The following is a 12753-nucleotide window of genomic DNA, read 5'->3' on the forward strand; positions in this document are numbered from 1 at the left end:
TAAGAGAAACTTATGTCCTTTTCATCGCACATTTTTACTTTTTAATTACTATATAGGATTATTATCTTTTAGTCAATATTTATTTTTGTAACAATCCCTATTAAATAGGCGATTGTAAGTGATTAATTAGTGTAATAGTATTAATTAGTGTCCATTTCCTTTTCTTTCCTTTTCCGTTGTTTTTTTAGGAACCGACTTATAATCACTTTTGGCCGTTTACTCATTTAATAATTAATGCTATTAAGTTGGGAGGTGAAAATCAATTGAATAAACTATCTGACAAATTACTGATTGAGTCTTATTTCAAGGCAAAAGAGTCAAATTTGGATCGAGATTTTTGCGGATTAATTAAAGAAGAAATTAGTCGTCGCGGGTTATTGATCAACCCTTCTAAAAATCAAACAATTTTAAAAGGTTAAAAGAAGGGTTGAAATATGATAAGAGAGAAGGGATAAAAGCGCCAATAAATCTAAATATGTAATAGGAGTAATAATGCAAAAAATGGTTTAAGGTATTCCTTTAAGAGCTCCTAGGAAAAGATAAAGGAGTGGGCATGAAATTTAGAAAAAATCCAATCCTTCAAAATTATGTATTAATTAATCCTTGTTTACTCTTCGCTTCTCAATTGTTTCTTTATCAATTACCCATTGAATCCAATCTATTTCCTTTTGGGACAAATCTCGCCCCAGCTTTGTTTTAAACTCACCCGCTAACATTTCGAATCTGGTCATCCTGTTTCCCCCTATAATAGATGGTTATTATTTCCTTTTTTCTATATATACCTATTTTAGCAAGTGATTACGAAGAATTAAAGATAAATTTTTACAACGGTGTTACATCCTAACTTGCACCACATCCGTCAGAATTCTCAATTCTATTGACGTAGACCTGTTTTTATCCGCATACTATATAGGAATCATCAAAAAGCAGAGGAGTCTCGATAGGATGAATGTGCAATCTGGAACTAAAAAAGACAAAAATACTAATCTAGTAGAAATAACTCAAGAACAAAGGAAAGTCGCAGTGGTAACTGGAGCAAATTCGGGAATGGGTCTTGCCACAACAGTAGAATTAATAAATAAAGGATTCCACGTCATAATGGCATGCCGAAGCACTCAACGAGGAGAAGAGGCTTTACAAAAAGCTAAACAGCAAAGCAATGCTAATCGTGTTGAATTAATGAAATGTGATTTGGGATCATTGGAAAGTATTCACACGTTTGCGGATCAATTCAAACAACAATACCAAACACTTGATGTTCTGGTGAATAACGCAGGAGTTGTGTCGATAAAACGGGAAACCACCGCTCACGGTTTCGAGAGTATGATTGGTGTCAATCATCTAGGGCATTTTCTTCTAACGAACCTTCTGCTTGAGCCACTTAAAAATGCTAAGCAAGGGAGAATTGTTGTGGTTTCCTCAGGTGCCCACAAGGTTGGTAAAATTCACTTTGAAGATCCTTATTTGTCTAAAAATTTTAATGTTGTGAAAGGCTATGCCCAATCAAAATTGGCAAATATTTTATTTATCCGTGAGTTGGCTACTCGTCTCTCTACTACATCTGTTACAGCTAACTGCGTGCACCCAGGCGCTGTTGGAACTAGCCTTGGCGTAAATCGCAATACCGGATTTGGAAAATCTGTACACGCCCTTTTGCGGCCATTTTTCCAAACACCCACCCAAGGAGCCGACACGGCAGTTTATTTAGCTACGAGCCCTGAAGTTGCTACTATTAGCGGTGAATATTTTTATAAAAGAAAAGTGGCTAAGATATCTTCGAAGGCAAAGAACAAGAACTTAGCTGAAGAGCTATGGGAATGGAGTGAGCAAGAGGTTGATCATTCATAGTCTTCTAATTAACTAATCTTACTATCAGTGAAAAATAAAGCCGATTGACTCATTAGAGTTAATCGGCTTTATTTTAATAAAAATTATCCTCTATTGCTTTTGTCACTTCAAATGCACCAGAACTTTTATTGGAAGGTACAACAAGCTTTATGTCTAGGTCTGGATAAACAGATGAATGAAAACTCACGCCAGGGTCATATCCCATCACATGGTATTTGAACACGCGATTGTTTCTTTTGTTAATCCATACTCCATAACCGTAATACACTTCATCCTCAACGGATAGTTGCGGAGTCAAAAGCACGCTTGTATATTCTTTACTTAACAACTCGTGGTTGAATAACGCTTCCCACAATTTCATCATATCAGGTGCCGTAATGAATGCACCCCCATCAGCCCCACCTTTGACAGGTATAGAGAATACATTTGTTCGCCAGGTCCCGTCTTGATTGTCAATATAACCGTTGGCTGTATTTTTAGGAAGGTGATCCAAAGAAAAATAACCAGAATCCTTCATACCACATCGCTTGAATACTTCTAACTCAATATAATCGGTAAAACTGAGCCCTGTTTGTTGTTCCATGATTAATCCTAATACAATAAAACCAGCATTATTATAATGAAACTTTTCACCTGGTTTAAACATCATGTGATGATCTTGGAACATCGGTAAAAAGTCTTTTAAATTCTTAAAAAGATACGTAGGGTGTTCTTTCCATAGCTCTTCAAAATCATCCATTTCATCCTCGTCAAAATAATCTGGAATACCGGAACTATGTGTTAAAAGATGATGAATAGTTATCGTTTCATCAAAGTTCGGGAACTCAATATCTAAGCAGTCTTTTAATCGAGTTTGAAAAGAGAGTTTTCCTTGTTCAACCAGCTGGCAAATGCCTATAGCTGTAAACAATTTACATCCAGACGCGATGCCAAACCGTGTGTCTAAGTTATTTTCCAGTTCGTCAGCTCTGTTCGAATAACCATACGTTGATTCATAGATCACTTTATCTTCTTTTTTCATGTATACGACCCCTGAAAAACCCACTTTATCATGAATATCTGCTAACACCTTATTAATCTCACTATTACTTTTTAACATACTCCCACTCCATTTTAAATTTGCTCAATGCAGTTTCACGAATTCGCCCTTCAGAACGCCCATCAATATGGAATCATGAAATTCACCATCATAGAAAAGCTCATCTCTGACTATTCCCTCTCGTTTAAATCCTAACTTTTCATATGCTTTTATCGCTCTTTCATTATATGCGAAGACGTCTAGCCCAACCCGATGAAGATTTAAACTATCAAACCCAAATTCTACTACTAATGACATGGCCTCCGTACCGTATCCGTTACCCCAAAATTCCTTATCAAATATAGAAATCCTAACAACAGAATTTTGATTTTGATGGTCGATATCTAACATAGCTATATCTCCAATCGGCTGATTGTTCTCCTGTAAACATATGATTAAATCAATTCTACTAGTATCTATTGCGTTTCTATCAAACCAATTTTGAATACCCTGACGACTAAATACAGCTTGTGTTCCCGTTAGTCTCCTTCCTTCTTTATCCCAAAGAGCTTTTTCATAAAATAAATCTAAATCTGCGTTTTCTATCGGTCTTACATACACCCTTTTGCTTGTTAAGAATTTTATTACTCGTTTTTGTTCCATTTCCTCTAACCCCTATTCCACTACCGAATAGTCTAATACTAGACGATTCCATGTTTCTTATAAATAGGGAAAATAACTAATAATCAAATTTGCCATAAAGTGAACTTTATACAGTTGGAGTTTACTACCCGTCAAACTGCCATAAAAAAGCACTAATCATCTTTTGGATAAAGATAACCAGCGCTTTGACCTTTAACTTTTCGAGTAAACAATTTTTTTAATGGTTTCTGTTGAAAGAAAATATTCGTCAGCTAACTGATCAATGGATTTACCATTATTAAAACCAATCTGAATACAGGCATTTCTTTCATCAAGTACCTTTCTTCCACCAGAACATGTACCCCATTTTTGATAATTGCTTTTGGATTTAGGAATATATAACGTTTCCCCTTGAACGTATTTTTGCAATTCTACAATCAGTTCTTCAGGTAATATCTTGTTTGCTTTTACATAACTCATTTCTGCCAGCCCCTTATTCATATTTCACGAAATAGTTATAAGGTGCAAAGCCAGACATATTAGAAATGATATCTTGTTACTTAGGCGATTAAATAAAATGATACCACCTCACGCAAAGTTACCGCCTTCTAATACTAGGCTTTGCATGAGATGCTGCCGCTTTGGCAAAAGAAATAATACGTGGCAACTTTTTCAACTCCCATCTATTTTGAAATACCTCCTTAATTTTATCATAAATTGGTTTCTACCTGTTATAATAATTTGAATAATCAATACAAAAATGTGGTCCTACTATATATTTTTCTAAAAAGTTTATAAATCATCGTACCTTTCCTTCAAACGAGTAACTGGTCAGCTGGGCTTAATAAAGAAAAGGAAATTATGATTACAGAACAAGTAAATAACTAGACTTAACGTGCAGTTTGTCATAGAACAAACTGCACGTTATTTTCAAGGTATCTTATTTAGCGCTAGCTCGATAAGCCATTAGCAATCACGGCTAGTGCCACAGCAGCCACTTCCGGCATTCACTCCAATAATTTGTAATTGCTCTGGAGCTTGGTTTACGTTGCAAACCCCTGTTTCAGGTAATTTCAACTTAACTTTTGTAGATTCTTCACTATCACCAGAGAGGTAAGCAACAATAGAACGCACTTGTTCATAGCCTGTTGCCATTAAAAATGTCGGCGCTCGACCGTAACTTTTTACACCCGTTATATAAAATCCCGGTTCTGGTTGGCGCAATTCTTTTTCTCCGTGTGGGCGAACAGTACCACAGCTATGAAGATTAGGATCGATAAGTGGAGCAAGCTCTTTTGTACTTTCAACTACAGGATCTACTTCTAATCTCAATTCGTTTAAGAACAAGAAATTAGGCCTAGCACCTGTATTTACAATGATTTCGTCTACGTTACTTATAGACACCCCGTCACTGCTTTGAATGATAAAAGATCCATCATGCTTTTTTATTTCTTCAACATAAAAACCTGAATGAACGTTTACAAGACCATTATCAACAAGTCGGTGAGTTTTTGTACCAAGTTCTCCTCTTGCCGCCAACTCATCATTCTCTTTTCCTCCAAAAGCCTCTTGTACCTGTTGCTTACGGACAATCCAAGAAATCTTTGTGTTTGGATATTCAGCCTTTAATGAGGTCAGATCGATTAATGTATTTAAAGCAGAATGGCCGCTACCAATTACCGCAATGTGCTTATCGTTAAATATTCCTGCTTCTTTAGCGACATTAGGAATACGTGTGTGTAACTTCTTCTCTAGTCCTTCCGTTCTCCAAATTCCGTCCGCAAAAGGAGGATTCGGATTATTCCACGTCCCAGTCGCATCAATAACTGTTTTAGCTTCTATTTTTTCAATTAATCCATCTATTTTCACGTATAATACGAAAGGCGTTTGATCACGTAAACCAGACTTCATTTTATCGATATTCTTTTTTGTGATATCGATAACCTCAGCACCAAAGGTTATATTTTCTTTGATTTGAGGAAGATTTGACAAAGGCTCTAAGTATTCGTCCACAAGTTCTTTTCCAGTAGGTAATTTATCTGCTTCAGGTTCGATCCATTCGGTTTGTTGTAACAATTCTTTGGCCGTTTGATCCACGTTGAATTCCCAAGGGGAGAATAACTGAACATGCCCCCATTCAAGAATGTTAGTTCCTGCCTTAGACCCTTTCTCAAGTAGCAGGAAATTTTGTTTATATTTGTGTAGATGGGCAGCTGCTGCAAGCCCAACTGGACCCGCTCCAATAACTACAGTAGGTAAATTTGCTAACATGATATCTCTCCTTTACTTTTTTCATTAGTTCCTACGAAATAAGCAACAAAGTTCTTCTGATAAAACATTATTTATTTCCTTATGATTTAAAGAGTAGTAACTCCAGGTTCCTCTTTTTTCTTTAATTATCAGATTTGCTTGCAATAAAATCTTTAGATGGTACGAAAGTTTAGATTGTGCCATCTGCATCTCTTCCATTAAGTCACAGACGCAAATATAATCTTCAGATAAAGTAGCCAGTAAATTAAGCAGTTGCAATCTTTTTTGATCTGCTAGTGCTTTAAATGACTTTTCGTAATGTTTAAATGTAGTTTGCAAATCAACGGTTACTGGAAACATGATTATCCCTCTTTTCATACATCAACTTTATTTGATGTAATAATCGTATATCAAAATATTTTGATTTACAAGTAATTAATCAATAAAATTTGATTAACAGTAAATAAAAATAACCACCATAGCTAGAACTAGCAATGATGGTTATTTCTTGATTAGTATTGGAATTATCCAGAAGGTCTAATGAGATTATCATTCGCTAAAACGCAATAAATCTCCTAATATAATCTGATCTGAAAGTTCCAATCTTTCCCGTGCAATTTCTTGGTACTGTAAGCATTTTTTCCTTGCTACAACTTCTTTTGATTTTTTGCTGTAACATAGATTATCGATGTATGCATAATCATTTGTAATTACGCTACCATCTCGAATTATAACTGGATCATCAGGATTTTTCACCAGTAAGTCACGGCCGAAAGCCATTTTATCATCAGTCGCAATTCCAAGTAGATGAAGAACAGTTGCTCGAATGTCGACTTGCCCGCCTGCTGTATCGATTACTTTACCTTCTTCACCTGGCATATGAATAATTAATGGGACCTGCTGCAATTCTAGATGATTTAGCGGTGTAGCTTCTTGTCCTAGTAGTTCATGTACACCTGATTCATATTTTTGGGAAATCCCATAATGGTCACCATATAACACGAATATAGTGTCTTCGTACATGCCCTGCTCTTTTAACAGTTGAAAAAATTGCTTAAGTGATTCATCGAGATACCGGACTGTCGTAATATATCGGTTTACAACGTCTACCTCGGTATTAGCGGGTTCAATAAATTGGTCTTCTTTCTCTAATAAAAAAGGAAAATGGTTCGTTAATGTGATAAATTTTGCATAATAAGGTTCGGACAGATTAGACAGTTCATCCATTGATTGATTGAAAAAGGGAATATCTTTGATTCCGTAGTTAATCGAATTTTCACTTGTTACATTATAGTTCCTTTTTGAAAAATAATGGTCGTAACCTAGCGTGTTATACATTTGTTCCCTGTTCCAAAATTCCCGGTCATTGCCGTGGAAGGTGACAGATGTGTAGTTTCCTTCTTCCTTTAAAATCTTAGGAAGGGAATCAAAGGTATTTTCTGGACGACGTACAAATACCGAACCACTAGGTAGTGGATATAATCCGTTATCGACCATAAATTCTGCATCAGAAGTTTTTCCTTGGGCTGCTTGGTCATAAATAGTGGAAAAATAAAAGCTTTCTTTAATTAAGTCATTTAGAAAAGGAGTTATTTCTTCCCCATTGATGCTTCTGTTAATGACAAAGTTTTGGGTGGATTCTAGACTGATTATGACAACATTTTTCCCTTTGGCCGCACCAAATAAATCTGTACGCTCTTTTTGTTTATCCTGGATAAACTCATCTACTAGTTCGCGCGCATCCTTTTCATCAGAAAACACTTTTTCAATTGGTGCCTTTACCCCATATGCTAAATTAAGCATCTGGTAATTATAGAGACCTAGCGATTTAACTAGCTGTTCCCGATCATAAGCGGTACTAAGTAAATGTGGGTGCTGAATAACACCTAAAGCAATTGTAACAGCAATTATGCCGACACTTGTTAATGCATATTTCTTTTTAACAGGCATGCGAGTTTGTGCTCTTTTATATCTTTTCGAAAAGATAATCCATCCTAGGATGAAGATATCAATAAATAGCAGTGTGTCCCAAGGAGAAAGTAATTCAACTGTACTGGCACCTAATCCCCCAACATTATTTACCTGCATTAAAACGGAAAGTGTTACAAAGTCGATATAGAAACGAAAGTAAAGTAAATTGGCATATAAAAGCCCTGTGATAAGAATATAAATAATGAGTAAAGTTACTGGTTGTACGCGTTTGCTGAAAAAGAAGCTACATCCTAAAAACAGCATTAGAGTTCCAATCGGACCTATGATTAGTAGTAGAACATCTAGAAATGAAGAGGCTCCAAGGTCAAAGCCAATTAGTGTTACGAGTAAAGTCTTTATCCACAGTAAAATGATTGTGGTAGCAATAATATGCGTGGATATATAGTTAGTTAATTGTTTCATCTATTCATTACCTTTCTCTTGCCAATTGGTTAAATTGCTCTATTATTATTCGAATAGCTTTAATGACCTTAGTCTGCACCTGTTCTCCCATTAGCGCAACTTGGAACCAATTTCGTTTAACTAAATAACCACTTTCATAACTTGTATGTATTCCATACGATTTTAAACGATCACCAAACTCCTTTGAAGAAATACTCTTTGGCAAGTTAACCGTAATTATTCCTGGCGAATACCCTTCCCCCTAAGCACCAACATGCCTGACGATTCGAAATCACGACATATCTTATTAGCCAGTGCATCATTTGCTGCATGTGGATTGCTCAAGGCCTTCTGTAAAGCCAACAAACCATTCGATGAGTGTGTGTACGGAACACTGTTAGAAGCTTGGTATTTCCCTATATCCAAGTAACTTGGAATTTGCTCGTTTGGTAAAATACCCTCGTGATGAAAAACAATCGCAATTCCAGGATAAGAAGCAAGTCCTTTTCCGCTAACCGTGCTTGCTAAATACACGTCCTTTAAATCAACAGGGATCACACCAACAGAGCTGCAACCATCGATGCAAAGATATACATCATGCTTCTCACAAACCTCTTTCAATTGATGCAACGGATAAACATATCCAGTAGATGTTTCACAATGAACTGTCCAAAGCCACTGAATATCTGGATACTTCATTAATGTACGATCGATTTCTTCTATTGTTATGGAAGTGTTCCATGGTTTATGTATGTTTTCAAAAGAGAGACTCCATCTATTCCCATGATCAATCAACCGCTCGCCAAACTCACCATTAGCTAAAATCAATCCTTTACTTTTAAGCGTTGACAACTGTGCTGCAACCATATCATTAGCTAGCGTACCTGTCCCGACAATTACCTCTGTATAATTGGCGTTAGTTAGATCACATAATTGAACTTTTACTTCATTTATTACTTTTTGGATGATTAAAGAACGGTGCGAAATTGCTGGTTCTTGCCATGCTTTCTTCACTTCTTCTGTTACCTCAACAGGTCCTGGAAGGAAGTTTTGATAAAATGTCTTCTCTTTCCGCTCGATCAATCTTTGAAAAACCTTTGACGATATTTCAAAGTTCTTTTTTGTTAAGTACATTGGCTGATAACGTGCTTTCTCCGTACCGACAAGTGGTCCAAATGACTGAAAGCCCATATGCTTATACAACTTAGTCTGTTGTACTGTTCCAGAAATTAAGGCCAGTGAATACCCTTTTTCCAAGCAATAAGCTACCAATCGTTCACACAAACCATAAAAAATTCGTCCACCACGATATGCTTCTTTTATCGATAGCAATCTGATTTCACATGGCACAGAATCATCGGCTAAATAATCATCAAGATTAGTTAGCTTTTGATCCAACGAAAATGGCCTATTTTCCTTAACAGAAATCATTCCAATTACTTCATCTTTTCTTTTCGCAATTATGTATGTATTTTCATTGTTGAATCGATCAATTAATGTTCTTGTTTCATTTGCTTGGTGTTGTGGAATTTCCTCTACAAATGTTTGATAATTTAACCGATGGATTTGTTCCATTTCATTAACGTCTTCCGCTTCTGCAATTTTATACCGAATTGGTGTTGAATAACTCATTTTAATCCTCATTTCTATGTACAAGTATAACGATTAACAGCATAATTATAAATATTCCTGCTAATACAGGCTTTGATAGAATTGTTAACGTAACTGGAATCGTACTAATAGCAATTAAACCTATTAGGGTAAAGTTGCTCTTAATTTTCAAACCAACTAGCAGGGTTAGTCCAACTACAATAAGGGTTAATGGAGCAAGTGCTAAAGCGACAGCCAAATAGACAACCACTCCCTTACCACCGCGAAATTGTAATTGTACAGGCCAAATATGTCCAATCAAAATGGCAAGCGCTATACACCCTAATAAAAATACGGCCATATTAAACAAGTAGACAGCAATTAGTAATGGAATAACTGTCTTTAAAGCATCGATAATAACCGTATAGATAAATGCAATACGTCCAAACACTCTCCCCGCATTTCTGGCGCCAGCATTTGAACTCCCGAGCTCTCTAATATCTTGGTTTGAAGCTATCTTCCCTATATAGTAAGCACCGTTCAAACAACCACATAAATAGGACATGACGACGAAAGCAAATTCAAACAGAGGCTTCACCCCTTTGTACAATTTATTTAATTATAACAATCAACCAAATTATACCATTAACTAAGCAACTGTAAAACGGGGCTAATCTGAACATTTGCAGCTATTCTTGAAAAATTTATTTTATCACTTCGTTCAGCTATTAATCTATAATAGTTTCCTTACTCGGGTTTCGCAAAAAGTCAAAAAGCATCCTGATTTGCGCCTCGGTATTTCTCTTGGTAGAAAGTTTGGGTAAATTAGTTTCAGAGAAAAACTTCACCCCGTTAGTTTCCACTCCATTAGTTGCTTGTCCACCAACTAATTCACAGTTAATAAATAGTTTATAATACTGATAAGGTAATGGTGGATGTCCATGTTTTGTTGTATCTAACAATGCGATAAGCCTTTTATGTATAACATCATAACCAGATTCTTCTTTTATTTCTTTTACAGTATTCTCGGTAGGTGATAAACCTATGTCGCAGAACCCACCTGGTAAAGACCATCGATTATCCATTTTTTCTTTAACCATTAAAATTTTATCATCTCTAAATACTGCCCCACGAACATCTACTTTCGGTGTTTGGTAACCCGTTTCATTCGTGAATAAATCCTTGATTTTCTCCATTTCTAATTCGGTATATTCTTCGATAATCTCTGCACTAATAGAACGTAACTCTTCAAAGCGCTCAACGTCGTAAACGTCTTTTGAAAAAGTTAAGCCCGCTTGGGATAGGGATTGAATCCTTTTCGCCCACTCCAACCATTTATCACTCATTCGACACACCTATTTCCTTAGAATTTATTTGTTATTTAATTTAACTGTTCCATCTAATTCTGCTGAGTAACTAGCATTTTTTGACTTCCATCCATTCATTTTCTAAAATACTCATTTCCCATAAGCTCCAGTATTCGTCACCATTTTTTCTTGAATCTCTAAGTAATCCCTCTTTTATAAACCCTGCCTTTTCATATGATTTTATAGCAGACACGTTAAAATCAAAAACCCCAAGACTAACTCTATGCAAATAAAGTTCGTCAAATGCAACTTTGAGGACTTCCTTCACCATTAGCTGACCGATCCCTTGTCCCCTTACATTTTTATCGCCGACTAACACTTTCCCTACTCGTGTAGATTTATTTATCATATCGATTTTCCCTAAAGAAATGTGACCAATAACATCTCCTGTTTCTTTATGAACCACTTTATACACTAGTGTCAAAACCATCATTATTCGTATTCTCTATGTACTTTTCTAACTGACTTTCGGTTAATGGATAATCAAATCCAGGTCCTCCCCATTGTAGCAAGAAATCGGGTGAATCAATCCAATTGATAAGTTGTTTGAAATCTGAACGTTCGAACGTTTTTAGTTCAATCACTATACTACCCCTCTAACTTTTTATTAACACTAGTGAATATAGGTTACCACTTTCATCATTCTAAAAATAGACTTAATTGTTTTTCTTTTAAGTAAATTGTCTGCAAAAGAGGTTGCTAAAAAATATGGCTGTTTTTGTATAGTTTGTTGCTCATACCTCCGAAGTTGATATAAACTGCGACATAACAGCAACGTGATTTCCGCGGAGGGCAGTCGCTTTCCGCGGGCGGCTGGTGAGCCTCCTCGAGCTACGCACTGCGGGGTCTCACCTATGCCTATAATCCCGCGGGAGTCGACTGCCCTCCGCTCCAATCACTGTAAAGTTAAGAGGTGAATGGGAGAGAATTATAGGTAAAGCTCCAACCCTAGCAAAAGAAAAACACGGAGACTCCTGCGGGAAAGCGAAGACGATGAGACCCCACAGAGTGGGTTTCTCGAGGAGGCTCATCGCGAGCCCGCGGAAAGCGTAGTGTTTTTCCGCAGCGGCCGTCGGACACTAAACATGATTTTCAGTTACGTCGCAGTATATAATTTTTGGGTCAAAACAACAATCTTTTAGAAAACAGCCAAAAATAAAAACAAGTTTAATTTATAATTAAACACTATACATACCTTTGTAGAATCGTTACATACTAAGGTCAAAATGCAAAGGAGGAATGAAGGATGCCAAAACCGGATGACCGTTCCAATAACCCTGAAAGAATTGAAAATACCATCGGCCATACAATGCAAAACATGAATGAGGCTCGTGACTATGCAAAAGCACACGCAGAAGAAATGAGCGCTGAACAAAAACAGGAAATCAAAGAGAAAAATCAACGTCGTGAAGAGAGTATTGAAGGTTTACGTGATGAGTTGAAAGATGAAGTAAACGATCAGCAACACAACCAATAAAAATAAAAAGCATGGAACGTTTTTAAACGCCTCCATGCCTTTTTTCTTATGTCGATGGACGATTTGGTCCATTTAATTTTTTGTCACCTTTTTTCAGTGACTCATTTTTTAATGAATTAGGCTCTTCCTTACTCTTATTTTTCATTTTAGGCTTGTCTTCCATATTTATAACCTCCTTTACATTAGTT

General features: G+C 36.3%; 14 protein-coding genes, 1 pseudogene and 1 other annotated feature (1 of these 16 only partly in view). Of the genes and pseudogenes, 3 read left to right on the forward strand and 12 right to left on the reverse strand.

Annotated elements, in window-relative coordinates:
* Nucleotides 1–34 (reverse strand) — a binding site (T-box leader) (it extends 198 nt beyond the left edge of the window).
* 229 nt (nt 35–263) lie between these two features.
* Nucleotides 264–419: a sporulation histidine kinase inhibitor Sda gene (sda, locus tag CFK40_RS16385; RefSeq protein WP_089533479.1), complete on the forward strand. Its 156-nt coding sequence runs from the start codon at nt 264–266 to the stop codon at nt 417–419.
* Between the two features lie 177 nt (nt 420–596).
* On the opposite strand, the gene CFK40_RS21530 is transcribed toward sda, so the two are convergent.
* Nucleotides 597–731 carry a hypothetical protein gene (locus tag CFK40_RS21530; RefSeq protein WP_264371371.1) on the reverse strand — a complete coding sequence of 45 codons (135 nt, stop codon included), beginning with the start codon at nt 729–731 and terminating at the stop codon, nt 597–599.
* A gap of 316 nt (nt 732–1047) precedes the next feature.
* Here CFK40_RS21530 and CFK40_RS16390 point away from each other — a divergent pair, with 316 nt between their 5' ends.
* Nucleotides 1048–1848, forward strand: coding sequence for an SDR family oxidoreductase (locus CFK40_RS16390; RefSeq protein ID WP_264371418.1), 801 nt, complete (start codon nt 1048–1050; stop codon nt 1846–1848).
* 73 nt (nt 1849–1921) lie between these two features.
* On the opposite strand, the gene CFK40_RS16395 is transcribed toward CFK40_RS16390, so the two are convergent.
* From CFK40_RS16395 to CFK40_RS16440, 10 genes and pseudogenes are all read right to left on the reverse strand, one after another.
* Entirely contained in the window at nt 1922–2947 is a 1026-nt protein-coding gene (locus CFK40_RS16395) for a serine hydrolase domain-containing protein (RefSeq protein WP_089533481.1), read from the reverse strand.
* A 24-nt stretch (nt 2948–2971) separates the two neighbouring features.
* A complete protein-coding gene (locus tag CFK40_RS16400) occupies nt 2972–3529 on the reverse strand; it encodes a GNAT family N-acetyltransferase (RefSeq protein ID WP_089533482.1) in 558 nt (185 codons plus the stop codon).
* A 192-nt stretch (nt 3530–3721) separates the two neighbouring features.
* Nucleotides 3722–3988, reverse strand: a complete 267-nt coding sequence (locus CFK40_RS16405) for a CD3324 family protein (protein ID WP_089533483.1) — start codon at nt 3986–3988, stop codon at nt 3722–3724.
* Between the two features lie 486 nt (nt 3989–4474).
* Nucleotides 4475–5779 (reverse strand): NAD(P)-binding domain-containing protein, encoded by a 1305-nt coding sequence (locus CFK40_RS16410; protein WP_089533484.1) that lies wholly within the window; start codon nt 5777–5779, stop codon nt 4475–4477.
* A gap of 24 nt (nt 5780–5803) precedes the next feature.
* Nucleotides 5804–6118, reverse strand: coding sequence for an ArsR/SmtB family transcription factor (locus CFK40_RS16415; protein WP_089533485.1), 315 nt, complete (start codon nt 6116–6118; stop codon nt 5804–5806).
* 189 nt (nt 6119–6307) lie between these two features.
* Complete coding sequence (locus tag CFK40_RS16420) at nt 6308–8152, reverse strand: LTA synthase family protein (RefSeq protein WP_089533486.1); 1845 nt, start codon at nt 8150–8152, stop codon at nt 6308–6310.
* A 216-nt stretch (nt 8153–8368) separates the two neighbouring features.
* On the reverse strand, nt 8369–9763 hold the full coding sequence (locus tag CFK40_RS16425; RefSeq protein ID WP_227001804.1) for an aminotransferase class V-fold PLP-dependent enzyme: 1395 nt from the start codon (nt 9761–9763) through the stop codon (nt 8369–8371).
* A gap of 1 nt (nt 9764) precedes the next feature.
* Complete coding sequence (locus CFK40_RS16430; protein WP_264371372.1) at nt 9765–10265, reverse strand: glycerol-3-phosphate acyltransferase; 501 nt, start codon at nt 10263–10265, stop codon at nt 9765–9767.
* A 184-nt stretch (nt 10266–10449) separates the two neighbouring features.
* Nucleotides 10450–11067: an NUDIX hydrolase gene (locus CFK40_RS16435; RefSeq protein WP_089533488.1), complete on the reverse strand. Its 618-nt coding sequence runs from the start codon at nt 11065–11067 to the stop codon at nt 10450–10452.
* 70 nt (nt 11068–11137) lie between these two features.
* Nucleotides 11138–11672: pseudogene (locus CFK40_RS16440) on the reverse strand (GNAT family N-acetyltransferase).
* A gap of 662 nt (nt 11673–12334) precedes the next feature.
* On the opposite strand from CFK40_RS16440, the gene tlp reads away from it, so the two are divergent.
* Nucleotides 12335–12565 carry a small acid-soluble spore protein Tlp gene (tlp, locus tag CFK40_RS16445; RefSeq protein WP_089533489.1) on the forward strand — a complete coding sequence of 77 codons (231 nt, stop codon included), beginning with the start codon at nt 12335–12337 and terminating at the stop codon, nt 12563–12565.
* A gap of 46 nt (nt 12566–12611) precedes the next feature.
* On the opposite strand, the gene CFK40_RS21190 is transcribed toward tlp, so the two are convergent.
* Nucleotides 12612–12728, reverse strand: coding sequence for a spore protein (locus CFK40_RS21190; RefSeq protein WP_193433338.1), 117 nt, complete (start codon nt 12726–12728; stop codon nt 12612–12614).
* Nucleotides 12729–12753 lie beyond the last annotated feature (25 nt).

The sequence above is a fragment of the Virgibacillus necropolis genome (genome assembly GCF_002224365.1).
Taxonomy (GTDB): domain Bacteria; phylum Bacillota; class Bacilli; order Bacillales; family Amphibacillaceae; genus Virgibacillus_F; species Virgibacillus_F necropolis.